This window comes from Variovorax sp. P4_B10 (assembly GCF_056402375.1).
Genome location: NZ_JBFUHN010000094.1, coordinates 1 through 23,567, shown reverse-complemented (window position 1 = coordinate 23,567; position 23,567 = coordinate 1). Strand labels below are relative to the sequence as shown.

The window sequence follows — 23,567 nt, the reverse complement described above, 5'->3', positions numbered from 1 at the left end:
GCCCGAACCCGTCGGCGGAATCACGCGCAGCACCTGGCCCACCTCGATCAGGTCGGGGTTGTCGATGTTGTTCCAGCGAACGATGTCCTGCCAGCGTTGCCCCGTCTCGTTGCCGATGCGGCGGATGGTGTCGCCGGGACGCACGGCGTAGTAGCCAGGCTTGCCGTAGTTTTCGATACCGAGAAGCGGCTTGCCGCTGGCGTCGGTGGTGATGGGAGGACCACCCGGCGTCGCACCGGGCGCGCGCGTCATGGTGCCACGGTCTTCGACCGGTGCCGGCCCGCGCGGTGCGGAGCAGCCCGCGATCACGAGCACAACGGCCAACGTGATGCCCGCGAACAAACTCCGATTGCCAAAACCCTGCATTTGTTATTCCTTCAAGCGATGCCTGATTTTAGGGGGACAAAGTGAACGGCCTCAAGAATGAGGCGCTCCAGCCCCCGGGCGGTCTTGTCGATGACGACGAGGGCCTGGCCACCGCCCGCCGAGTGGGTCGGCGCGACGATGCGCCCGCCGACCGCGAGTTGCGCAATCCAGGCCTCCGGCACGGCTTCGCCGCCGGCCGCGGCGATGATGCCCGCATAAGGCGCGCCCTTGGCATAGCCGATCATCCCGTCGCCCAGCATCAGGTGCACCGTGGCCAGCCGGAAGTGCCGCAGATTGGCACGCGCACGTTCATGCAGGCCACGCAGACGCTCGATGCTGTAGACCTCGGTCGCCACGTGATTCAGCACCGCGGCCTGGTAGCCGCAGCCGGTGCCGATTTCGAGCACGCGGCCGAGGCGATCCTGCGGCTTTCCGGCCAGCGCGGGCGCTGCCAGCAGGAGTTCGATCATGCGGGCCACCACGCTCGGCTTGGAGATCGTCTGCCCCAGGCCGATCGGCAGGCTCGTGTCTTCGTACGCCTGGTTGACCAATGCGCTGTCGACGAAACGATGCCGCTCGACGGCCCCCATCGCCCGCAGCACGCGCGGATCGGAGATGCCCTGGGCCGCGAGCTTCTGCACCATGCGCGCGCGCACGGCATCGGAGGCCATGGAAGGCGTGGACGGCACCATGGGCTTGACCGGCACGGCGGGCATGCGCCCCCGTGTGGCAGCCGAAGCGGTGGGTGTCAGGCGAACCGGGAAACTGGGCCGTTGTGTGGCCATGTCAATTGCCGAGACGGGCCACCGTCTCGCGCCATTGCCCCAGGTGGGCGTGATCGGTCAGGTCGATCTGCAGCGGCGTCAAGGCGATGTGGCCGTCCGCTGTGGCGTGAAAGTCGGTGCCCTCGCCGCTGTCCTTGGCGCCGCCCGCGCCCGCAATCCAGTACATCGTTTCGCCGCGCGGGCTTTCCTGCGTGATGACTTTCTCCGCGGAGTGACGGCGGCCGAGCCTGCAGACCTTGACGGGCTTCAATTCGCCGAACGGCCGGTTCGGCACATTCACATTCAGCAGAAAGGCGGCGCCACCGAGCATGCGTTCGCGCTCGATCTGCTGCACCAGCCGCCGCGCCACCTGGGCTGCCGCGTCCACGTGCGCCCAGCCCTTCTCGATCTGGGAGAAGGCGATGGCCGGAATGCCGAACAGGTAGGCCTCCATGGCCGCACCGACGGTGCCCGAATAGATGGTGTCGTCGCCCATGTTGGCGCCGTTGTTGATGCCGGAAACCACCAGATCGGGCCGGTAGTCCAGCAGGCCCTTGAGCGCGATGTGCACGCAATCGGCGGGCGTACCCGTCACATAGCGAAAACCGTTGTGCGCCTTGTGCACGTAGAGCGGTGCAGCCAGGGTCAGTGCGTTCGACTTGGCGCTGTTGTTGTGTTCGGGTGCGACCACCTCGACTTCGGCAATGTCCTTGAGCGCGTCGTGCAACGCGACGATGCCCGGCGCCTGGAAGCCATCGTCGTTGGAAATAAGTATCTTCATGGTGCTTTTCGGTGCACCGGATTGTAGGCGTCGGGTGCGTCGCAGCAGGGACAAGGACACCCCGCCGCGGCCCCTATCATGCCCGCAGTCATTGCCTCAACATTACCCATTCGAAGGAGACCCGAGCATGCACGCATGGCTTTGCGAAAACCCCATCGGCGTCGATGCGCTGACCTGGAAGGAACTGCCGACACCGACGCCGGGCCCGGGGCAGGTGCTGATCGAGATCAGGGCGGCCAGCCTGAACTTCCCCGATTTGCTGATCGTGCAGAACAAGTACCAGATGAAGCCGCCCCTGCCCTTCGTGCCCGGATCGGAATACGCCGGGATCATCCAGGCGATCGGCGAAGGCGTGACGCACCTGAAGGTGGGGCAGAACGTGGCCTGCCTGTCGGGCACCGGCGGCTTCGGCACGCATACGCTGGCGCCTGCGGCGATGTGCATGCCGCTGCCCGAGGGCTTCGGTTACGTCGACGCGGCGGCATTCATCATGATCTATGCCACCTCGTGGCATGCGCTGATGGACCGCGCGCAACTCAAGGCCGGTGAAACGGTGCTGGTGCTCGGTGCAGCAGGCGGTGTGGGCACTGCCGCCATCCAGATTGCAAAGGCCGCCGGCGCCAGGGTGATTGCAGCAGCCTCCACCGACGAGAAATGCGAACTCTGCCGATCCATTGGTGCAGATGCCACGATCAACTACACGACGCATGCGTTGCCCAATGGCTTTCGCGATGCGATCAAGGCCGCAACCGACGGCAAGGGCCCGGATGTCATTTACGACCCGGTGGGCGGGGATTTTGCAGAACCGGCTTTTCGCTCCATTGCCTGGCGCGGTCGCTATTTGGTGGTGGGTTTTGCATCTGGCCCCATTCCGTCGCTGCCATTGAATCTGACCTTGTTGAAAGGTGCTTCGCTCGTGGGTGTGTTCTGGGGCGATTTCGCCAGGCGCGAGCCCAAGGCCAATGCACAGATGATGGCCGAATTGGCGCAGTGGTACGGTCAGGGAAAGATCAAGCCGGTGATCGACAGCACGATGCCGATGGCGGAATTGAAGGCTGCGTATGCGCACATGGGCTCGCGCGGCGTCAAAGGAAAACTCGTGATGGTGAACTGAGCGAGCCTCGTTTCCACGCTCAATAAAAAAGCCCGCTCATGCGGGCCTTTTTATTGATAAATGCTCGGCCGTTCCGGGCGTTTACTTGATCTCGTAATCGGAAAGCGACTTGCCCGCCGCCAATGCTTCGGTGACCCAGCGCGGCTTGCGGCCACGGCCGCCAGACCAGGTTTCGCCCGTCGGGCCACGGTATTTGGCGGCAGCCTTGGGCGAAGCGGCACCTGCACTGCGTTTGGCGGCCACACCGCGGCCGCCGAGTTTCAGGTCGGAGGCCGTCAAGCCGTATTCCGCGATCTTCTTGCGCAACTCCTCGATCACGCCCGCGCGTTCCTGGTTGCGCAGGTCTTCGGCCTGCTTGCGCAATTGCGCAATCTGCTCGTCGTGCTTCTTGATCTGGGAATTGATATCGGCAAGGGTCGAAGCCATTGTTGGACTCCTGAAAATTGAAAACGGCTGGATTTTAATTCAATTTACATTTGCCACAAGTACACCGACGCGGGAAAAGATCGCCATTCGTCGGGGTTAGTGCAACAGCGCGCAACGCAAAACGCGCCGGTTCGGCGCTTTATATCGAGGGAGAGAGGGGGAAGAAGTCTGTCGCGCAGGGCCGCTGGAAGCAGTGCGCCGGAAATGACAACGCCGGGTAAACCCGGCGTTGTATTCCCTTGAATGTGCTATTGAACAATAGCGCAAGGGAGGTATTTTTTGGGGTGGCTGATGGGACTCGAACCCACGACGACCAGAATCACAATCTGGGACTCTACCAGCTGAGCTACAGCCACCGCAGAGCCCGCAATTGTAGCGTCAAAAATCGCCGTTTCGACTCCATCGGGCCACAGCGTGGTTTGAAATTCACATTCAACCCGCCGCCAACGGCCCCGCCGGCGCAACGCCCTCCCTGATCTTGATCGAACTGTCAGGCCGTTCGCAAGTGCCGATCAGCAGCCCGCTGGCGATGGCGTGGCCACGCAGCGCGCCGAATATCTCGTCGCGTCCAGGCGCTTCTGAAAACACAGGCGTGCTGGCCAGGGCGAACAACTGAAAGGCGTAGCGATGCACGCCATGGCCGGGCGGCGGGTCCGGCGGCAACCAGGCCGATTGCAGGCTCGAATTGCGCCCGACATGCAAGCCGGCACCTTCTTGGCCATGACTGGGGATGGCGGCTTCCGGCAAGGAACCGTCCTCGGGGCGCAGACCGACCACGATTGCATGCACCAACGGATGCGGTGTGGGCGAATCGGCGTCTTCGACGATCAACAGCAATGACGCAGCGCCGGAAGGCAACCCCGTCCATTGCAATGGCGGCGAGACGCCTTCGCCATCGGCCGTGTAACACGGCGGCAGCGGTGCATGGTCGGCAAAAGCCACGCTGGTCAGTGCAATCGACGCCATGCCTTCTCGCAGGCCTAGCGTGTTGAAAACGATCTTGTCCAGGCCGGCGCGTACGCCGTGCAGTGCACGACCGACCGCTTCGGGTAATTTTTCAAGCATGCATCCGGTATAGCCCCGCATCCAGCCGCACGCTGTAGGACGCCACAGCGCCCTCATCGCTGCCCTCGCGGAAAAAATTCTCGCTCTCATGTCCGATCTGAATCGCCGGTGCGAACGCTCACATGGCTCCGCTATCATCGACGCGGCCCGCGCAGACGGGCATGGCTTGTCGCCACGTCCACTTCACCAAAGGAATTTCTTCATGAGCATCGTCTGGACCATTCTGATCGGGTTCGTCGTGGGTCTCGTGGCACGTGCCGTCAAGCCGGGCGACGATTCCGCCGGCTTCATCGTGACCACGCTGATCGGCATCGCAGGCTCGCTGATCGTGACCTACGTCGGCCAGGCCATGGGCTGGTACACCGCGGGCCAGGGCGCCGGCTTCATCGCTTCCGTGCTGGGCGCGATCGTGCTGCTGATCCTCTACGGCCTGATCAAGCGCAAGAGCTGATGCCCGGCGCGGCCTTGCCGCCGCGACCTCGAAGCCGATGCCCCGCAAGCCGCGCGCCAGGCACCACGTCTACGTGGTCGAACTCGACGACTGCGTGTGGAACAGCAGCCGCTTCAGGCGCGCCAACCCCGACTACCAACTCGGCAAGCCTTTCGTCTATGTGGGCATGACGGGCCTCGACCCCGATATCCGCTTCGACAAGCACAAGGCCGGCATCCAGGCCAACAGCTTCGTGCAGGAGTTCGGTTTGCGGCTGCTGCCCGCGCTCTACGAGCGCTACAACCCGATGCCTTATGACGACGCACGTCTGATGGAGGTCGACCTCGGCATCGCATTGCGCAAGGCCGGCTACGGCGTCTGGCAGGCCTGACGCGCCGCGCGGCGCTCAGGAATAGGTGATCCAGTCCTCGTACGCCGGGCCGTCGAGATGCGGCAGCGTGTTGTAGGTCACCAGCATGTGGCGCTTGGGCGTGAAGGCGAACTCCGTCACCGAGGTATTGCGGATGCGCAGGTTGAGTTCGATGGTCGTCTCGGCGCTCGTGCCCAGCACATGGCCGACCGCGGTGCTGATCGGCCCGCCGCTCGACACCACCAGCACCTTCGCACCGTGATGCCGGTCGCGCACATGATCGAGCGCGGTTGTCACGCCAGCCAGAAAGTCGGCATAGCTCGGCATGCCCACCGGTGCGGCCCTGCCCTGCATCCACGCGCCCAGGCCTTCGCGCAACAGGCGAAAGTGATGGCGGTACATCTCGGGCGAATCGGGCTTCTCGAGCTTGCCCTCGTGGATCGTGGCAATGACGGCTTCGCTGTCGTACTCGTTGAGTCCGGGCCACGGCAGCACGTCGTCGCGTGCCAGTCCCAGGCCCTTGGCGATGCCCTCCCAGGTCTGGCGATGCCGCTTCAGCGTGCCGGCGATGACAGCGTCGAACTTCATGCCGCGCTCGCGCCAATACTCACCCAGGCGCACGGACTGCCGGTGTCCGAGCTCGCTCAGGTTGTCATAGTCGGCAGCGCCAAAACTGGCCTGCCCGTGGCGCACGAGATAAAGGGTTCCCATGCCCGGGATTCTGGCAAGAAGCGGGAGCCGCGCTTGTCCCACGTGCGACCAAAAAAAAGCCCGGGTCATTGGCCCGGGCGTTGGTGGATGCAGCGCCTTGTCAGCGCGCCGCGGCAGGCAGCGTATCCGCCGGCTTCGGCACCAGGATCTCCGCCTTGAAGCGGTCCTTCAGCAGGTTGTAGTACGCCGCAGCTTCGGCGGCAGTCACGGACTGGCCGACCTGCGCGCCTTCCTGCTGCGCCTGTTCAGGCGACGGCGGCGTGCGCGGAACGACCTTGGTCACGCGAACCACCGCATAGCCTTGCGTGCCCAGGTCCACGCCCACCAGCGAAGGCAGCTTGGCGGCATCGGCGCGCAATGCGGCATCGATCACCGGAACGGGCTGCGATTGCGCATCGATGCGCGACACCGTGACAGGCGCGCCGAAGGTGGCGCCGTCCGCCTTGGCGGTCCATGCGGCGAGCTTGGCTTCGCCTTCGGTCTTGGCCAGCACCGCAGCGCGCTCGGTGACGATCTGCGCGCGGATCTTGTCCTTGACCTCGGCCAGCGGGACCGGGTGCGCGGCCGTGTACTGCGTCACGCGCCCCGATGCGAGTTGGCTGGAGCCGACTTCGATCGCCTCGGTGTTCTGCTTGCGTTCGAGCGAGTCGTTCGCAAACAGCGCGCTCAGGAAGTTGCGGCTGCCCAATGGCCCCTTGGCGCCCGGCGCGGGCGTGCGTGCAACGTTGTTCGCCGTCTGGATCGTGAGCTTCAGCTTGTCGGCTGCAGGCTTGAGGCTGTCGGGCGTCTGGTAGACCGCGTCGGTGAAGGCCTCCGCGGCCTTTGCGAATTCCTGCGTGGCCTGCTGGGCACGGAATTCGTTCTCGATCGTGGCGCGCACCTGCTCGAAGGGCGGCACCACGGCCGGCTTGATGTCGGCCAGATGGATGATGTGATAGCCGAACTCGGTTTCGACGACGCCGCTGATCTCGCCCTTCTTGAGCGAGAACATCGCGTCTTCGAACGGCTTGACCATCGCACCCTGGGTGACGAAGTCGAGATCTCCGCCCTTCTCTGCCGAGCCCGGGTCCTGCGAGTTCTTGCGCGCCACGTCGGCGAAGGTGTTGGGCGCCTTCCTCACATCGGCGAGCAGTTGCTCGGCCTTGGCCTTCGCCTTGGCGCGATCGGCGGCGGACATGCTGGCCGGCGCAGTGATCAGGATGTGGCTGGCGCGGCGCTCTTCCTTCGTGCCGAAGCGCGCCTTGTTGTTTTCATAGTAGCTCTTGAGATCGGCCTCGTTGACGACGACGTTCTTCTTGGCCGCGTCGAGGTCGAGCACCAGGTATTCGATGCTGGCCTGCTCCGGCGCCTTGTACTGGGCCGCATGGTCCTTGTAGTAGGCCTCGATGTCGGCGTCGCTCACGGCCACCTTCGACGCGAAGCTCTCGGGGCTGAAGCGCGCCACCTGGATCTCGCGGCGATCGTAGAAGGCATTGACCGTGGTGGACACCAGTGCGGGCGGCGTGAGGGCCGTGCCCGAAACACCGAGCAGCACCTGCTGCGTGGACATGTCCGCGCGCACCGAGGCTTCGTATTGCTCGGGCGTGCGGCCCGTCACGCGCTGGAAGGTCTCGCGGTCGAACTTGCCGTCGGGTGTGCGGAAGGAGGCGAGGCCCGGGTCCTGCGCAAAGATCCGCGCGAGCCGGTCTTCGGACACCGTCATGTTCGACTTGGCTGCCGCTGCGGCCAGCACGCGGTCGCGCACCATGCGCTCCAGCGTTGCATAGCGCAAGGCGTCCGAGTCGAGCACCGTCGGGTCGACGTTGGGCGACTGCTGGCGGATGCGGTCCGTCTCGATGCGGTGCTGCGCATCCCACTCGGGCTTCGTGATGTCGTGACCCTCGATACGGGCAACCTTCTCGTCGCGGCCTGCGCCTTGGTAGCGCTCGACGCCGAAGAGCACGAACGAGGGAATGATCAGCAAGAACAAGAAAATCATGACGATCTTGTTGTACTTGCGGAAGAAATCAAACATGCTTGAACACTCTTTTTCGACGGATGTCGGACGGCAATAAAAAAGGCGAACTGGTGTTCGCCTTTGCATCGGGTGGTGGTGGGTGCTGAGGGGCTCGAACCCCCGACCTACGCCTTGTAAGGGCGCCGCTCTACCAACTGAGCTAAGCACCCCACCGGGAATACTCTCCGAGTCTACGTCTTTAGTTGAGCGCGTCTTTCAGCGCCTTGCCCGGACGGAACTTCGGAATCTTGGCTGCCTTGATTTTAATCGCGTCGCCGGTGCGGGGATTGCGGCCGGTGCGTGCGGCCCGTTTACCGACTGCGAAAGTGCCGAAACCGACGAGCGACACGGAGCCGCCCTTCTTGAGCGTGGTACGAATGGCGCCGATGGTGGATTCGAGCGCGCGGGTGGCAGCTGCTTTGGAAATATCGGCGTTCTTTGCGATGTGCTCAATCAGTTCGGTCTTGTTCACAAGGGCCCCTTGTAGAGAAAAGTTGGTCGGCTTTCGTCAGCTGTGACCTGGCCGCAAGTGGTGCGACTCAAGAGCCTGGCAGGCCTGACGCCTCGGCAGCGCACTGCCAGCGAGGATTACAACCACTGCCCTGCAGGGTGTCAATAAGACACGAGGCCATGCAGCGCAGCGGAGCGCGCGATTTTAGGGGCGTTTCGTGGCGCACTTTTCGGGACGTTTCGTGAAGTACTTTTCAAAGCGCTTCGGCAATTGCCTTTCCGAGGTCGCTGGTGCTTGCGTTCCCACCGATATCCGGGGTGCGCGGTGCTCCGCTTTGGGGCGCGAGCACCTTCTCGATGGTCGAAAGGATCGCGTCGTGCGCCTTCTTGTGGCCCAGGAACTCCAGCATCATCGCGCCGCACCAGATCTGGCCGATCGGGTTCGCGATGCCCTTTCCGGCGATGTCGGGGGCCGAGCCGTGCACCGGTTCGAACAGCGACGGCATGGTGCGCTCGGGATTGAGGTTGGCGCTCGGCGCGATGCCGATGGTGCCGGTACAGGCCGGGCCGAGGTCGGAGAGGATGTCGCCGAACAGGTTGCTCGCCACCACCACGTCGAAGAAGTCGGGCCGTTGCACGAAGTGCGCCGTGAGGATGTCGATGTGGAACTTGTCGAGCTTCACGTCCGAATAGTTCTTCGCCATCTCGGCCACGCGCTCATCCCAATAGGGCATGGTGATCGAGATGCCGTTCGACTTGGTGGCGCTCGTCAGGTGCTTCTTCGGCCGCGCCTCTGCGAGCTCGAACGCGAACTTGAGCACCCGGTCGACACCCACGCGCGACATCACTGTTTCCTGCACCACGATCTCGCGCGGCGTGCCTTCGTACATGCGCCCGCCGATGCTCGAGTACTCGCCCTCCGTGTTCTCGCGCACGATGTACATGTCGATCTCGCCAGGCTGGCGCGGCGTGCCGTCGCGCCGCACCACGGGCGCGATGATGCCGGGCATCAAGCGTGCGGGACGCAGGTTGACGTACTGGTCGAACTCGCGGCGGAACAACAGCAGCGAGCCCCAGAGCGACACATGGTCGGGAATCTTCTCGGGCCAGCCGACCGCGCCGAAGTAGATCGCGTCATGGCCGCCGATCTGGTCTTTCCAGTTGTCGGGCAGCATCTTGCCGTGCTTCTCGCAGTAGTCCCAGCTCGAGAAATCGAAGTGGTCGAACTTCAGGTCAATGCCGAACTTGCGCGCCGCAGCATCGAGCACGCGCAGCCCCTCGGGCATGGTTTCCTTGCCGATGCCGTCGCCGGCGATGACTGCGATTCTGTGGGTGCTCATGGTCGGGCTCCTGCTTGTGGGGGTGATGAGAGAAAGAATTCCAGCGCCTCGGCGAGCAGCTCGCCGGGGGCTTCTTCGGGAACGTAGTGGCCGCATGGCAAGGCGCGGCCCGACACGTCGGCGGCGCGTTCGCGCCACAGCGCCAGCACGTCGAATGCGCGCCCTACTGCGCCGTGCTCGCCCCACAGCACGCGCAGCGGCTGCACGAGCCGCCGGCCGGCGGCGATGTCGGCCCGGTCGTGCACGAGGTCGATGGTGGCGGAGGCGCGGTAGTCCTCGCAAATGGATTCGGCCGTGCCGGCGATCCCGGCACAGCGCTCGTATTCGGCCAGCACTTCGGGCGCAAAAGGCGCGAGACCCGCATGCCGGCCGCCCATCACGCTGCGCACGTAGCGCACCGGATCGGAAGCGATCAACGCCTCGGGCAGCGGCGGCGGCTGGATCAGGAAGAACCAGTGCCAGTAGGCTTTCGCGAATGCCTCGGAGGTGTTCTCGTACATCGAGAGCGTGGGTGCGATGTCGAGCAACAGCATCCGCTCGACGGCCGCCGGATGGTCCGCCGCGAGCCGGTGCGCCACGCGCGCGCCACGATCGTGGGCCAGCACGCCGAAGCGTTCGAAGCCGTGGTGCCGCATGGCAGCGAGCGCATCGAGCGCCATTTCCCGCTTGCTGTATGCCAGGTGATCGGCATCGGCCGCAGGCCGGCCCGAATCGCCATAGCCGCGAAGGTCCACCGCGACCACCGTGAACCGTTCGGCCAGCGCGGGCGCCACGCGATGCCAGATGGCATGCGTTTGCGGATGACCGTGCAGCAGCAGCAGCGGCGCCCCGCGGCCGCCGACGCGGCCATGGATGCGCACACCGTTGCGCTCGATGTCGAAGGTGGGAAATGCGAGGAAGGAGACAGTCACGGGAACGATTGTGCGTTGCGCCCCGGCGATCATCAAGCAACAATCAGCCAATTCATACTTTCCAAATTGGCATGAATCCATCCTCGCTGGAGCGCAGCGATCTCGAACTGGTGCTGGCCATCCGCGACCAGGGCAGCCTCGCAGGCGCAGCGGCCACGCTCGACGTCGTGCCCTCCGTCATCACCAAGCGGCTCGGTGCGCTCGAAACACGCTTGGGTCAGCGCCTGTTCGATCGCACCACGCGGCGGCTCAGCGTCACGGCGGAAGGCGAGGCCGTCTGCCTACATGCCCGGACCTTGCTCGACGGTTTTGCCGCGCTCGAAAGCGAGCTCGGCGAGCGGCAGAACGAACTGATCGGCACGATCCGCCTTGCCGCCACCTTCGGTTTCGGCCGGCGCTGGCTCGGGCCGGCGCTGGCTGCGTTCCAGGCACGGCACCCTGCCCTGCAGATCGAACTGTTGTTGACCGAACAGCTGCCCGACCTGGGCGCAGAGGGCTACGACGGCGCCCTCTGGCTGTGGGCCGTGCAACAGCACCGCGCAGCCGACTGGGTCACACGCCGCATCGCGCGCAACCAGCGCGTGCTGGCCGCTGCGCCCTCGTACATCGCGCAGCACGGCATGCCGGCCACGGTCGATGCGTTGACCTCGCACGCGTGCCTGGTCGCGCGCGAGAACGGCGACGTCAACCAGCGCCAGTTCGCGCTCTGGACGCTGCGCCACGCGCGCGACGGCAGCACGGCGCGCGTCCGTGTCCAGGGGCCGCTCGCCAGCAATTCGGGCGAGATGGTGCGCGACTGGTGCCTGGCGGGCCACGGCATCATGCTGCGCAGCCTGTGGGACATTGCGCCGCAGCTCGCCACCGGCGCGCTGGTGCGTGTGCTGCCGCAGTACGCGATGCCCGATGCCGACATCCATTGGGTCGCGCCCTGGCGCCCGAAGACGCCGCGCCGCGTGCGCCTGCTGCTCGACCATCTGGCGGAGCAGTTTCGCGGCGAGCCCTGGAAGCCGGGCAAGCCCGGCTCGCGCTGAAAGGGAAAGCGCCGGGTCAGCGCTCGCTGCGCACCACCAGGCTCACGCCGATGGCGGTCAGTCCGATGCCGAGCAGCGTCGTCAAGGTGATCGGCTCGGCGAACAGCAGCCAGGCCATGACCGCGGTACACGGCGGCACCAGGTAGAGCAGGCTCGTGACCGCCGTGGCCGTGCCGCGCTGGATCAGCATGTAGAGCAGCGAGCTGCCGCCGAGCGACAGCGCCAGCACCGACCAGGCCATCGCGCCGGTCGAGTACGCATTCCATTCGATGCCCTGCGATTCCAGCGCCGCAAAGGGCAAGGTCACGAGCAGCGCCGCCGCCATCTGCACGGCGCTCGCGCTGCGCACATCGCAAGGCGCAACGAAGCGCTTCTGATAGAGCGTACCCGCAGTGATCGAAAGAAGCGCCATGACCGCCAGCCCCATCGTCAACGCGTTGACCTCGGCGCCCTGCCCGAACTTGCGCGACACCACGAGCACCAGGCCCGCAAAGCCGAGAACCAGCCCGGCCCATTGCCGCTGCGAGATGCGCCCGCCATTGAACGAAAGCCAGACGGCGGTGAGCACCGGCTGGATGCCGACCAGCAGCGCAACCAGCCCCGCACCCATGCCCGCATGCACCGTGGCCCAGACCCCGCCCAGATAACCCGCCTGCATCAGGACACCGGTGACAGCCAGATGCCCCCATTGCGCGCGCTCCTTGGGCCACGCGACCCGCGCCAGCGCCACCCAGAGGCCGAAGCACACCAGGGACAGCGCATAGCGCACAGCCAGGAACTTGAGGGGCGGCGCGTAGGGCATGCCATAGCGCGCGACGATGAAACCCGTGCTCCAGATCAGCACGAAGACCGCCGGCATCGCGCGCAGCCAGCCCGAGCCGCGTGCCGCGGCGGCCGCTGCCGTCATTTCGTCCGGGCCCGGATCTCGGGAATGGCCTTTTGCAGGTAATAGACCATCGACCAGACGGTGAGCACGGCCGAGATCCAGATCAGCCACTGGCCCCACAGGCCGGTGTCGATAACCTTGAACAGCCGCCCGTCATAGAGCAGGAACGGAATCGCGATCATCTGCACGGTCGTCTTGACCTTGCCGATCATGTGCACCGCCACGCTCTTGCCGGCGCCGATCTGCGCCATCCATTCGCGCAGGGCCGAGATGGCGATCTCGCGGCCGATGATGATCAGCGCCACGAACACGTCGGCGCGCTGCAGGTGCACCAGCACCAGCAGCGAGGCGCACACCAGGAACTTGTCGGCCACCGGATCGAGGAAGGCGCCGAAGGCCGAAGTCTGGTTGAGCTTGCGCGCCAGGTAGCCGTCGAGCCAGTCGGTGGCGGCGAAGACGATGAACATGACCGTGGCGATCAGGTTGCGCATCGGCTCGGCCATCGGCAGGTAGAACACACCGACGATCAAAGGGATCGCGACGATGCGCGTCCAGGTCATGATGGTCGGTAGTGTCCAGAACATCGCTTGATTGTGTCATGGCGGGATGACCCCGCAGGCTTGCTCACCTCTCGGTGTTTTCCTTCAATGCAAGGCCTTGTAGATTTCCTCGGCCAGGTCGATGGCAATGCCTTCGACCGATGCGATGTCTTCCACGCTGGCCGCAGCCACGCCACGGATGCCGCCGAAGCGCTGCAGCAGGCGCGCCCGGCGCTTCGGCCCGATGCCCGGAATGTCTTCCAGCTGGCTGCCCCCCACCCGCACCTTCGCGCGCTTGGCCCGCATGCCGGTGATGGCGAAGCGGTGGGCCTCGTCGCGGATCTGCGCCACCAGCATCAACGCGGCAGAGTCCTTGCCCAGGTAGACCTTCTCGCGGCCATCGGCGAACACCAGCTCTTCGAGCCCGACCTTGCGGCCCTCGCCCTTCTCGACGCCGACGATCAAGGACAGCGGCAAGCCCAGTTCACTGAACACCTCGCGCGCCATCGACACCTGCCCCTTGCCGCCGTCGACCAGCACCAGCTCGGGCATGCGCGCGGTCCGGGTCTTGGGCGATGCGCCGCTGCCCTCGACACCTTCGCTCTCGGCATCGCCCGGAGGCAGCGCTTCGGTCTCGGCCGCCATCGCCTCGGCCAGCTTGCCGTAGCGGCGGTGCAGCACCTGGCGCATCGCGGCGTAGTCGTCGCCGGGGGTGATGCCCTCGATGTTGTAGCGGCGGTATTCGCGGTTCTGCATCGTGTGGTGCTCGAACACCACGCACGAGGCCTGCGTGGCCTCGCCCGCCGTGTGCGAGATGTCGAAGCATTCGACGCGGAAGTTGTCGAGATCGTCGGAGGCAAGTTCGAGCGCATCGGTCAACGCACGGGTGCGCGCCTGCTGCGAGCCTTCTTCGGCCAGCAGCCGGGCCAGTTGCAGGCCGGCGTTCGTCTGGGCCATTTCGAGCCAGTGCCGGCGCTGCTCGTGCGGCTGGAACACGGCCGTCACGCGCGCGCCGGCCTGCTCGGAAATCGCCTCGATCAGCTCGCGGCTCACGAGCTCGCTCAGCACCAGCGTGGCCGGCACCGGCACGTCGATGTAGTGCTGGGCGATGAAAGCCTCGAGCACCTGCACTTCGATCGGATCGGCCGCGACGGGCGCAGCGCCCTCCTCCACGTCCAGCTCGCCATGGTGAATCTGCGCCGCGTCTTCCACGTGCACGGGAAAGTAGGGCCGATCGCCCAGGTGGCGGCCGCCGCGCACCATCGCGAGGTTGACGCAGGCCTTGCCGCCCTGCACCTTGACGGCGAGGATGTCCACGTCCTTGTCCGACGCGATCTCGATCGACTGCTGGTGCAGCACACGCGAGATCGCCGACATCTGGTTGCGCAACTCGGCCGCCTGCTCGAACTCGAGCTTCTCGGCATGCATCGTCATGCGCTGCTCGAGCTTGGAAAGCACGAGCTGGGTGTCGCCCATCAGGAAAGCCTCGGCGCTGGCCACGTCCTGTGCATAGGCCTCGGGCGCGATGTAGCCCACGCAGGGTCCGGTGCAGCGCTTGATCTGGTACAGCAGGCAGGGCCGCGTGCGGTTGGCATACACCGTGTCCTCGCAGGTGCGCAGCTTGAACACCTTCTGCAGCAGCTGGATCGACTCCTTCACCGCCCAGGCGCTCGGGTACGGCCCGAAGTAGCGGTGCTTCTTGTCGACCGCGCCGCGGTAGTAGGCCAGCCGCGGAAACTGGTGCGACGCGATCTTCAGGTAGGGGTAGCTCTTGTCGTCGCGAAACAGGATGTTGTAGCGCGGCTTGAGCGTCTTGATCAGGTTGTTCTCGAGCAGCAGCGCCTCGGCCTCGGAGCGCACCACGGTGGTCTCCATGCGCACGATCTTCGAGATCATGTGACCGATGCGGGTGCCGCCGTGGTTCTTCTGGAAGTAGTTGGCAACCCGCTTCTTGAGGTTGCGCGCCTTGCCCACATAGAGCACCGCGCCGGCCGCGTCGAAATAGCGGTAGACGCCCGGCAGTTGCGGCAGGGCCGCGACTTCGCTGAGCAGTTGATCGGAATGCACGTCTGACATGCCGGCTATTGTGGCGCGCCCCGAAAGCCCTCGTCGCTGCCCGTCGCAAACCCGGACGCGGCTGGAACGGAACGTGCTGAAGAATGCAAACGGGCGTGAGGAGCGCCCGTGCTTTCTTACCTATACCTATTCGGGAAACCTGCATGACGACAACCCAACGCACCTGGTGCGCCTTGACGCCCATCGCCCTCTCACTGAGCCTCTGGGGATGCGGCGGTTCCAGCAACAATGCGCAGGACGCCGCGAACAACCTGGCCGCCATTGCCGCGATCAACGCGATCACTGCAGCCAACCAGCCACCGGCCCCGGCCGCTCCCGACAACGGCTGCCTCACACCGACCGGCAATGCGCCGGTGGTCGTCGGCTCCGGCGACCCGGGCGATCCGGCGGCGCCCGAAGCGGCCTCGGGCTATGCGCCCGGCCACAAGCTGGTCTACGCCAGGACCTACATGGTGGTCGCGAACCATCCGCTGGCCACGCGCGCGGGCTGCGATGTCCTCAAGGCAGGCGGCAGCGCGGTCGATGCGGCAGTGGCGGTGCAAGCCGTGCTCGGCCTCGTCGAGCCGCAATCGAGCGGCCTGGGTGGCGGCGCCTTCATGCTCTATTACGACGCGGCGAAGAAGAAGGTGCAGGCCTATGACGGCCGCGAGACCGCGCCTGCGGCGGCCACGGCCAACTACCTGCGCTGGATCGACGACACCAACGACCAGACGGCGCCCAAGCCCGGTGGCGCCCGATGGAGCGGCCGCTCCATCGGCACGCCCGGCGCCGTGCGCATGCTCGACATCGCCTACCAGGACCACGGCAAGCTGCCGTGGAAAGACCTGTTCGGCTACGGCATCACGCTGGCGTCCGACGGCTTCCTGATCGGCGGCCGCATGGCGGCGGCCATTTCATCTTCCGCGACAAGCCTGAAGCGCGATGCCGAAGCCACGGCCTATTTCTTCAACGCCGACGGCACACCCAAGGCCCTGGGCACCAGGCTGCAGAACCCGGCCTACGCCAAGACACTCTCGACCATCGCCACGCAGGGCGCCAACGCGTTCTACACCGGCGACATCGCCAAGGGCATCGTCGACAAGATCGGCGTCACCACGGCAGCCAGCGACGGCTCCGCCATCACCCCCGGCAAGACCACGCTGACCGACCTGGCCAACTACGCCGCCAAGCGCCGCGACCCGGTCTGCGGCACCTACCGCGACTACTACGTCTGCAGCATGTCGCCGCCGTCCTCGGGCGGCATCGCGGTGGTGGCGAGCCTCGGCATCCTCGAGACCTTCAACCTCGGCCTCTACAAGCCGACGGCGATCGACATCGAGGGCGGCAAGCCTACGGTGATGGGCGTGCACCTGGTGAGCGAGGCCGAGCGCCTGGCCTACGCCGACCGCGACAAGTACGTGGCCGACACCGACTTCGTCCCGCTGCCCGGCGGCAGCACCGACTCGCTGACCAACAAGCCCTACCTGCAAAGCCGCGCCAGCCTCATCAGTCTGAGCCGCAGCATGGGCATCGCCCAGCCCGGCAGCAACCTGGGCGACGTGCCGCTGGGCATCGACAAGACCGAAGAGCACGGCACCACGCACTTCACCATCGTCGACAAGCAGGGCAACGTGGTGTCGATGACGACCACGGTCGAAAGCACGCTCGGCTCGTTCCACATGACGCAGGGCTTCATGCTGAACAACCAGCTGACCGACTTCTCGCCCAGCCCGGTCGATGCCAACAACCTGCCGGTGGCCAACCGCGTCGCGCCCGGCAAGCGCCCGCGCAGCACGATGGCACCGACGCTGGTGTTCAAGAAGGCCACCGACGGCAGCATGGGCGAGTTCGTGATGGGCACCGGCTCGCCGGGCGGCGGCACCATCATCCAGTACGTGGTGAAGACACTGGTCGGTGCGCTGGACTGGGGTCTGGATGCCCAGCAAGCCACGTCGCTGGTCGACTTCGGCGCCAACAACACCGAGACGGGGTCCGGCTCCAAAGTCTCGGCGACCAACGTGGGCGGCGAGCACCCGGCCATCGACACCTCGAACACGGGCAACAACGATCCGCTGATCACCGGCCTGCGCGCGCTCGGCCACACGGTGAACTTCGGCTCGCAGTCCAGCGGCGTGAGCACCATCATTCGCACGAACGTCGGCGGCAAGCCGGTGCTGACCGGCGGTGCAGACCCGCGCCGCGAAGGCATTGTGCTGGGCGACACCTTCACGCCCTGAACGACAAAGGGCCGGCGCAGCTCTCGCCGCGCCGGCCCTTTGGCCTGATCACTTATCTATTTACTTCGCGACTTCCGACACCAGCCGGTACAGGAACTCGCGCCCGTCGTAGAGGCGCTGGATCTCGATGCGCTCGTCGAGGCCGTGTGCACGCGCGTCGGCCGGTTCGAGGAACATGCCGGTCACGCCGTACATCGGGATACCGGCGTTGCGCAGGAAGCGGCTGTCGGTGGCGCCGGTGCTCATCGCGGGCACCACCGGCACGCCGGGCCACATCTGCTGCGTGAGCGACTCCACCGTCTTCACGAGGTCGCCATTGAGCGGCGAGGCCGGGCTGCGCAGCGGCTTGCCCATGTTGCGCACCACGATCTTGTCGTTGCCGATCGCCTGGGTCAGCAGGCGCTCGATTTCCTCGGGATCGTCGTGCGGCAGGATGCGGCAATTGACCGTGGCCTTGGCCGATTGCGGCAGCGCGTTCTCGGCATGGCCGGCCTGCACCATCGTCGCCACGCAGGTGGTGCGCAGCTGCGCGTTGTAGGCCGGATTGGCGATCATGCGCGCGATCACCGCGGCATCGGGATTGCCGCCGCCGATGGCGCGCATGTCGTCGGCCAGCTGGCCGGTGGCGAACGGCGCGCTGCGTGCGAAGTAGGTCTTGGTGACGTCCGCGAGCTTGATCGGGAAGGCGTAGTTGCCCAGTCGCTCCAGCCCGGCGGAGAGCGCGTAGATCGGGTTGTTCTTCGTCGGCACCGAGCTGTGGCCGCCCACGTCGCGTGCCTCGAGCATGTAGGTGGTGTACATCTTCTCGGCCACCTGCATGCGGTGCAGGTTCGGCTTGCCGCCGCGCAGCTCGCCGCCGCCGCCTTCGTTGATGCCGAACTCGGCCTGCAGCAGCTCGGGCTTGTTGCTGATGAGCCAGAAGGCGCCGTTGCTGAGCGCATCGCCGCGCTCCTCGTCGGCGGTCAGCGCCAGGATGATGTCGCGGCTGGGCTTGAAGCCTTCCTGCTTGAGCTGCCCCAGCACCGACACGAGGGCCGAGGCCATGGCCTTGTCGTCGATGGCGCCGCGCGCGGTGAAGTAGCCGCCGGTTTCCTGCAGCTGGAACGGGTCGGTCTTCCAGTCTTCGCGCCGGGCCTCGACCACGTCGACGTGGGCCAGCAGCAGCAACGGCTTCTTGCTGCCGTTGCCCTTGAAGCGCAGCACGAGGTTGCCCTTCTTCGGGAAGGGTTCGAAGACCTGGATATCGCCGGGGGCGAAGCCCGATTCGATCAGGCGCTTTTCCATGGCGCGCGCCGCCAGCGTGTTGTCGCCCACCGAATGGGTGGTGTTGATCTCGATCAGCTCTTTGTAGATGTCGTGAAAGCGCTGCTGCTGCGGCGTCGGCGAAGGGGCTGCCGTTTGTGCCGAAACACCGGCCACGCCGCACAGGGCCAGCGACAGGGCGAGCACGGTTCTCGCGGAACGAAGGGAAAACTGCGAACGGCGACGGGTCTGCATCCTCATGGTCTTTCTCTCTCCGGTGGTGGTTGTGGGGTCCAGCATAGCAAGCAGCGCCGGGCGGAAGACGGGCACACTCGCGGCCATGCAATGGGACATCTTCTGCAAGGTCATCGACAACCACGGCGATCTCGGCGTCTGCTGGCGGCTGGCCTCCCAGCTGGCCGCACTCGGCGAGCGCGTGCGCCTGTGGGTCGACGATGCGGCAGCGCTGCGCTGGATGGCGCCCGCGGGCTGCGACGGCGTGAACGTGATCGACTGGCTCGATCCCGCCGCCGTACGGAAGGCCGCGGCCGCGCCGGCGCCCGACGTGCTGATCGAGGCTTTCGGCTGCGAGCCGGCGCCGGAGCTGATCGCGAGGTTCGCCGAGCCGGTGGCCGCGGGCAAGCCGGCCCGGGCATGGATCAACCTCGAATACCTTTCGGCGGAACCGTACGTCGAGCGCCTGCACGGACTGCCTTCGCCGGTGTTCAGGGGACCCGGCACCGGGTTGAGCAAGCGCTTCTACTACCCGGGCTTCACGCCCGCAACCGGCGGGTTGCTGCGGGAGCCCGACCTGCCGGAGCGGCAGGCGCGCTTCGATCGCGTGCAATGGCTGGCGGCGCAACAGATTCCATGGCGTGAGGATGAACGCCTCGTCTCCCTCTTCTGCTACGAGCCCCCCGCGCTGGCGGCCCTGATCGCCCGGCTGGCAGAAAGCCCGGAGCCCACCCGGCTGCTGGTGACGGCAGGACGCGCCACACAGGCGGTCAACGCCCATTTTGCGAGCCAGGCGCCGCAGGACCGCTTGCCCCACGGACATGGCGCGCTATCAATTTCATACCTCCCCTACCTCACGCAGCCGGATTTCGACCACCTGCTGTGGGCCTGCGACCTGAATTTCGTGCGCGGCGAGGATTCGCTGGTGCGCGCCCTCTGGGCCGGCGTGCCGCTGGTCTGGCAGATCTACCCGCAGGACGACGACGCCCACCACGCCAAGCTGAACGCCTGGCTGGACTGGCTCGGTGCCCCGCCCTCGCTGAGGCGCTTTCACCACGTCTGGAACGGATTCGACGAGAGCCCCCTGCCGCCCCCAGAAACAGAGGGCCTTTGGCAGGAAACGGTCCGGGCCGGCCGCGAAAGGCTGCGCAACCAGGACGACCTGGTCACCCACCTGCGGCAGCTGATCGCCGGAAAAAGCTAAAATAGTGGGCTTTGCGGATTTCGGCCCGGGTCGTCAGGACCCGAGATGCTCTCCGCCAAACCTGCCGCGGGACCTGTACCGCGGGGCCAGACATACCGGCAAAAACGTTTTTCGAACGTCGCCGATGGCCCCGTGCACCGAGCGGCCAACATCCAGAGAACCTGTTATGAAAATCGCTCAAGAAATCCGCGCCGGCAACGTCATCATGCACGGCAAGGACCCGATGGTCGTCCTCAAGACCGAATACAGCCGCGGCGGCCGCAACTCCGCCACCGTGCGCATGAAGCTCAAGAGCCTGATCGCCAACTTCAACACCGAAGTGGTCTTCAAGGCCGACGACAAGATCGACCAGATCGTGCTCGAGAAGAAGGATTGCACCTACTCCTACTTCGCCGACCCGATGTACGTTTGCATGGACACCGAATACAACCAGTACGAAGTCGAAGCCGAGAACATGGGCGACGCGCTGAGCTACCTCGAAGACGGCATGGCCGTCGAAGTGGTGTTCTACGACGGCAAGGCCATCTCGGTCGAGCTGCCCACCAGCGTCGAGCGCGAAATCACCTGGACCGAGCCGGCCGTCAAGGGCGACACCTCGGGCAAGGTCATGAAGCCCGCCAAGATCGCTACCGGCTTCGAAATCGGCGTGCCGCTGTTCGTGGCGCAAGGCGACAAGATCGAAATCGACACCCGCACCGGCGAATACCGCAAGCGCGTCTGAGTGCCACCGGCTCCCCGGCCGGCCACCACGTTCAAAAAAAGGCTCCGCAAGGAGCCTTTTTTGCTTGATGGGCACGGCGGTTGCAACACTGCACAATCAACCAGGTCTTTCTGTCCGAGTCCTTCATGAACAACACGCACGATCTTCACGACAAACGCTTGGCCGACGCCTGGGCCACGCTCAAGGCCCACTCCGAAAAAGGCCTTCCGCTCGATCCCGATCCTTCGCGCATCGCCTTCGCCGATCCGGAGTTCCTGCTGCGCCGCGAAACCCGCGGCATCCGCATGCAGCTCGAGCTGATGAAACCCGACCTCGAGCAGCGCGAGCATGGCATCGAGAACACGGTGGTGGTCTTCGGCAGCGCCCGCTTCCGCAGCGAGGAAGACGCTGCCGCACTGATCGCGCAGGCCGATGCCGCCGGCGATGCCGTGGCGGCCGAGCGCTGGCGCCGTCTGGCGCGCAGCTCGCACTACTACGAGAAGGCACGCACCTTCGGCAAACTGGTCGCGCAGTACAGCAACGACAAGGAGCCGCAGGACAAGCTCTTCGTCTGCACCGGCGGCGGCCCCGGCATCATGCAGGCCGCCAACCGCGGCGCGCATGAAGGCGGTGGGCTTTCGGTCGGACTCGCGATCGCGCTGCCGATGGAAGAAGAAGCCAACCCCTACGTCACGCCGGCGCTGAGCTTCAAGTTCCACTACTTCGCGATCCGCAAGATGCATTTCATGATGCGTGCGAAGGCGCTGGTGGCGTTCCCGGGTGGCTTCGGCACGCTCGACGAGCTGTTCGAGGTGATCACGCTGGTGCAGACCAAGAAGTCGAAGCCGGTGCCGATCGTGCTGTTCGGCTCCGACTACTGGAAGAAGCTGATCGACTTCGACTTCCTGGTCGACGAAGGCGTGATCTCGCCGGGCGACGTGAAGCTCTTCGAATACGTCGATGCGCCGGAAGACGCCTGGAACTCGATCAAGCGCTTTTACAAGCTCTGACCTGAGCTGGCATTCAGGCCGCGTCGCTGTCGTCGATGTCGGGGTGAAGCGCCTGCTCGAAGAATCGCGTGAGCGCGCGGGCGCGCCGGCGGCGGTCGGCAACCGGGTCGCCGGCCGGCCCTATCGCCACCGCATCGTCGGCCACGCCGTGCAGCGCGTTGAACAGGATCACGGCGGTCAGCATCGCGTCTTCCACTTCCCAGATTCCCGCAGCATCGCCCTGCTTCAGCAAGCCGACCAGCTGCGTGATGACCGCGTTGTCGTTGCGCATGCGCCGGTCTTCGGGCCGGTATTCGTGGAAGACCACGTCGTGCAGCGCGACGTTGTCGAGGTAGGTTTCGAGCCCCGTCTCCACCCAGGCCCTGAGGCGTGCATGGTGGTTGTCGGGACGATGGCGGTCCATGGCCTCCTGCAGGCGTGCACAGAAGGAATCGACGAAGCGCTGCTGCAGCGCGCCCAGCAGCGCTTCCTTCGACAGAAAGTACAGATAGAAAGTGCCCTTGGCCACCTGCGCGCCGGCTGCGATGTCGTCGATGCTGGTGGTGGCGATGCCCTTCGCGATGAAGAGTCGCTCGGCCGCGTCCATCAGCGCGACGGCGCGGGTCTCGGGCGCCTTGGTGCGGCGGCGCGGCGCGGCGGATTCGGCTTCGCCCGCCGGGGTTGGATGGATGACCGGGTCGCTTCGTGTCATGGCAAGGATCTCAGGGAACAGTGGTTGCGCGCACGGCGCCGATGGCCGCATGCACCGCGGCCGCGTCGAGCCGCAGTCCGCGCGGCGCCAGCACATGCTCGCGGAGCCAGGCCAGCGCATCGTCGGTGCTGGCAAAGGTGCTCGCCGGTATGCCGAAGAGCTTCTCGACATTCATCTTGCGGATCTTCTCGTACTGGTCGGCGGGCACCACGCTCGCCATGCCCATCACATGGCGGCGGATGTCTTCGCCGCGGGCCTGCAGCCACCGCTTCGCGCTCTGTGCACTGTCTTCGGGGTGGACCAACGCTTGCGCGTCGGCGAACACGCGCAGCGATGCGAACGGCTCGCCGCGGTCGAGCCAGCGGTTCCAGTCCTCGGTGAAGGCGTTCATGCTTTCCGGCGTCTGCAGGCCGGACGAGACGCTGATGACCAACGGCCATTGGCCGAGTTCGTGGCGAACCATTGAAAGCTCCCTGGTGAAGATCGAATGAAGCCGCACGCGGAGGCGCACGGGCACAAGCGCGGCCGGCATCTCGGTGCCAGCCTCAGGCGCGCGCCGTCGACGCGGCGGTGCGAGGCCTGGCGCTCGCGAGCAGCCCCGCCGCCACGAGCGCCATGCGACGGCGCGGATCGGTCGGGGCCGGATTCGGGGAGTCCATGGACGCCTTCGGGGTCGTTGAGGAAGGCGTCGATACTGACTTCAAGTCAGTTAAAAGTCAAACAGATGAGAATTGATCTTATTTGAAACGTGGGTTTCACACGCTGGTCATCTCGGTTGCTTCTGAGGTGCGTTTCGGGGTGTGTTTCTTCGGGGTGCGTGCACAGGACACCGGGTGCTCCCCTCCGCGAATGTCCCCCGCTTCGCTCCTCCTTTATTTCGCTGCGGGGAGCACCCGGTGCCCTGTGCACGAGAGGCGCGGCCGTTGTGCTGGCCGATCAACCGCTGCTCTGAGCGATCACGCCGATGGTGTGCTCTGCGCAGCGAAATAAAGGAGGAGGCCTGCGGCCCTAGGC

At 65.7% G+C, this 23,567-nt stretch carries 24 protein-coding genes and 2 tRNA genes; 8 read left to right on the top strand and 18 right to left on the bottom strand.

Annotated features, from left to right (window positions below; all coding sequences use genetic code 11):
* The 3 genes from AC1DXX_RS29285 to surE form a co-directional block, all read right to left on the bottom strand.
* Window positions 1-366: LysM peptidoglycan-binding domain-containing protein (locus AC1DXX_RS29285; RefSeq protein ID WP_478137711.1), on the bottom strand; the 366-nt coding region annotated here is incomplete at its 3' end.
* 11 nt (window positions 367-377) lie between these two features.
* Window positions 378-1,151, bottom strand: coding sequence for a protein-L-isoaspartate(D-aspartate) O-methyltransferase (locus tag AC1DXX_RS29280; protein WP_478137710.1), 774 nt, complete (start codon window positions 1,149-1,151; stop codon window positions 378-380).
* Window position 1,152: 1 nt separating this feature from the next.
* Window positions 1,153-1,911, bottom strand: coding sequence for a 5'/3'-nucleotidase SurE (surE, locus tag AC1DXX_RS29275; protein ID WP_478137709.1), 759 nt, complete (start codon window positions 1,909-1,911; stop codon window positions 1,153-1,155).
* Between the two features lie 127 nt (window positions 1,912-2,038).
* Here surE and AC1DXX_RS29270 point away from each other — a divergent pair, with 127 nt between their 5' ends.
* Complete coding sequence (locus AC1DXX_RS29270) at window positions 2,039-3,025, top strand: NADPH:quinone oxidoreductase family protein (protein ID WP_478137712.1); 987 nt, start codon at window positions 2,039-2,041, stop codon at window positions 3,023-3,025.
* 81 nt (window positions 3,026-3,106) lie between these two features.
* On the opposite strand, the gene AC1DXX_RS29265 is transcribed toward AC1DXX_RS29270, so the two are convergent.
* From AC1DXX_RS29265 to AC1DXX_RS29255, 3 genes are all read right to left on the bottom strand, one after another.
* Entirely contained in the window at window positions 3,107-3,451 is a 345-nt protein-coding gene (locus tag AC1DXX_RS29265; protein ID WP_478137708.1) for an H-NS histone family protein, read from the bottom strand.
* 280 nt (window positions 3,452-3,731) lie between these two features.
* Window positions 3,732-3,807, bottom strand: a tRNA-His gene (locus AC1DXX_RS29260).
* A 76-nt stretch (window positions 3,808-3,883) separates the two neighbouring features.
* Window positions 3,884-4,516, bottom strand: coding sequence for a YbhB/YbcL family Raf kinase inhibitor-like protein (locus AC1DXX_RS29255; protein WP_478137707.1), 633 nt, complete (start codon window positions 4,514-4,516; stop codon window positions 3,884-3,886).
* Between the two features lie 202 nt (window positions 4,517-4,718).
* Here AC1DXX_RS29255 and AC1DXX_RS29250 point away from each other — a divergent pair, with 202 nt between their 5' ends.
* Complete coding sequence (locus AC1DXX_RS29250; protein ID WP_013540415.1) at window positions 4,719-4,967, top strand: GlsB/YeaQ/YmgE family stress response membrane protein; 249 nt, start codon at window positions 4,719-4,721, stop codon at window positions 4,965-4,967.
* 37 nt (window positions 4,968-5,004) lie between these two features.
* Complete coding sequence (locus AC1DXX_RS29245) at window positions 5,005-5,337, top strand: hypothetical protein (RefSeq protein ID WP_478137706.1); 333 nt, start codon at window positions 5,005-5,007, stop codon at window positions 5,335-5,337.
* A gap of 15 nt (window positions 5,338-5,352) precedes the next feature.
* Here AC1DXX_RS29245 and AC1DXX_RS29240 read toward each other — a convergent pair whose 3' ends face one another.
* The 6 genes from AC1DXX_RS29240 to AC1DXX_RS29215 form a co-directional block, all read right to left on the bottom strand.
* Window positions 5,353-6,027 (bottom strand): histidine phosphatase family protein, encoded by a 675-nt coding sequence (locus AC1DXX_RS29240; protein WP_478137705.1) that lies wholly within the window; start codon window positions 6,025-6,027, stop codon window positions 5,353-5,355.
* A gap of 100 nt (window positions 6,028-6,127) precedes the next feature.
* Complete coding sequence (locus tag AC1DXX_RS29235; protein ID WP_478137704.1) at window positions 6,128-8,041, bottom strand: peptidyl-prolyl cis-trans isomerase; 1,914 nt, start codon at window positions 8,039-8,041, stop codon at window positions 6,128-6,130.
* 76 nt (window positions 8,042-8,117) lie between these two features.
* Window positions 8,118-8,193, bottom strand: a tRNA-Val gene (locus AC1DXX_RS29230).
* Between the two features lie 29 nt (window positions 8,194-8,222).
* A complete protein-coding gene (locus AC1DXX_RS29225) occupies window positions 8,223-8,495 on the bottom strand; it encodes an HU family DNA-binding protein (protein ID WP_007830705.1) in 273 nt (90 codons plus the stop codon).
* A 232-nt stretch (window positions 8,496-8,727) separates the two neighbouring features.
* Window positions 8,728-9,813: a tartrate dehydrogenase gene (locus AC1DXX_RS29220; protein ID WP_478137703.1), complete on the bottom strand. Its 1,086-nt coding sequence runs from the start codon at window positions 9,811-9,813 to the stop codon at window positions 8,728-8,730.
* Complete coding sequence (locus AC1DXX_RS29215; RefSeq protein ID WP_478137702.1) at window positions 9,810-10,724, bottom strand: alpha/beta fold hydrolase; 915 nt, start codon at window positions 10,722-10,724, stop codon at window positions 9,810-9,812. Before AC1DXX_RS29215 ends, AC1DXX_RS29220 begins: the two co-directional genes overlap by 4 nt.
* Window positions 10,725-10,795: 71 nt before the next feature.
* Between AC1DXX_RS29215 and AC1DXX_RS29210 the strand changes: the two genes are divergently transcribed.
* The gene (locus AC1DXX_RS29210) at window positions 10,796-11,755 is read left to right on the top strand and encodes a LysR substrate-binding domain-containing protein (protein WP_478137701.1); all 960 of its coding nucleotides are present in this window, start codon (window positions 10,796-10,798) and stop codon (window positions 11,753-11,755) included.
* 16 nt (window positions 11,756-11,771) lie between these two features.
* On the opposite strand, the gene AC1DXX_RS29205 is transcribed toward AC1DXX_RS29210, so the two are convergent.
* The 3 genes from AC1DXX_RS29205 to uvrC are packed head-to-tail and all read right to left on the bottom strand — an operon-like array spanning window position 11,772 to window position 15,256.
* On the bottom strand, window positions 11,772-12,662 hold the full coding sequence (locus AC1DXX_RS29205) for a DMT family transporter (protein ID WP_478137700.1): 891 nt from the start codon (window positions 12,660-12,662) through the stop codon (window positions 11,772-11,774).
* A complete protein-coding gene (gene pgsA / locus AC1DXX_RS29200) occupies window positions 12,659-13,225 on the bottom strand; it encodes a CDP-diacylglycerol--glycerol-3-phosphate 3-phosphatidyltransferase (RefSeq protein WP_478137699.1) in 567 nt (188 codons plus the stop codon). Before pgsA ends, AC1DXX_RS29205 begins: the two co-directional genes overlap by 4 nt.
* Window positions 13,226-13,285: 60 nt before the next feature.
* Window positions 13,286-15,256 (bottom strand): excinuclease ABC subunit UvrC, encoded by a 1,971-nt coding sequence (gene uvrC, locus AC1DXX_RS29195; RefSeq protein ID WP_478137698.1) that lies wholly within the window; start codon window positions 15,254-15,256, stop codon window positions 13,286-13,288.
* Window positions 15,257-15,399: 143 nt separating this feature from the next.
* Between uvrC and AC1DXX_RS29190 the strand changes: the two genes are divergently transcribed.
* Window positions 15,400-17,472 carry a gamma-glutamyltransferase family protein gene (locus AC1DXX_RS29190; RefSeq protein WP_478137697.1) on the top strand — a complete coding sequence of 691 codons (2,073 nt, stop codon included), beginning with the start codon at window positions 15,400-15,402 and terminating at the stop codon, window positions 17,470-17,472.
* 60 nt (window positions 17,473-17,532) lie between these two features.
* On the opposite strand, the gene AC1DXX_RS29185 is transcribed toward AC1DXX_RS29190, so the two are convergent.
* Window positions 17,533-18,975, bottom strand: a complete 1,443-nt coding sequence (locus tag AC1DXX_RS29185; protein WP_478137696.1) for a M20/M25/M40 family metallo-hydrolase — start codon at window positions 18,973-18,975, stop codon at window positions 17,533-17,535.
* A gap of 79 nt (window positions 18,976-19,054) precedes the next feature.
* Here AC1DXX_RS29185 and earP point away from each other — a divergent pair, with 79 nt between their 5' ends.
* From earP to AC1DXX_RS29170, 3 genes are all read left to right on the top strand, one after another.
* On the top strand, window positions 19,055-20,152 hold the full coding sequence (earP, locus tag AC1DXX_RS29180) for an elongation factor P maturation arginine rhamnosyltransferase EarP (RefSeq protein WP_478137695.1): 1,098 nt from the start codon (window positions 19,055-19,057) through the stop codon (window positions 20,150-20,152).
* Window positions 20,153-20,318: 166 nt separating this feature from the next.
* Window positions 20,319-20,873: an elongation factor P gene (gene efp, locus AC1DXX_RS29175; protein ID WP_257858888.1), complete on the top strand. Its 555-nt coding sequence runs from the start codon at window positions 20,319-20,321 to the stop codon at window positions 20,871-20,873.
* Between the two features lie 125 nt (window positions 20,874-20,998).
* Window positions 20,999-21,862, top strand: coding sequence for an LOG family protein (locus tag AC1DXX_RS29170; protein ID WP_478137694.1), 864 nt, complete (start codon window positions 20,999-21,001; stop codon window positions 21,860-21,862).
* A gap of 13 nt (window positions 21,863-21,875) precedes the next feature.
* Here AC1DXX_RS29170 and AC1DXX_RS29165 read toward each other — a convergent pair whose 3' ends face one another.
* On the bottom strand, window positions 21,876-22,553 hold the full coding sequence (locus AC1DXX_RS29165) for a TetR/AcrR family transcriptional regulator (protein ID WP_478137693.1): 678 nt from the start codon (window positions 22,551-22,553) through the stop codon (window positions 21,876-21,878).
* Between the two features lie 10 nt (window positions 22,554-22,563).
* The gene (locus tag AC1DXX_RS29160) at window positions 22,564-23,016 is read right to left on the bottom strand and encodes a hypothetical protein (RefSeq protein WP_478137692.1); all 453 of its coding nucleotides are present in this window, start codon (window positions 23,014-23,016) and stop codon (window positions 22,564-22,566) included.
* Window positions 23,017-23,567 lie beyond the last annotated feature (551 nt).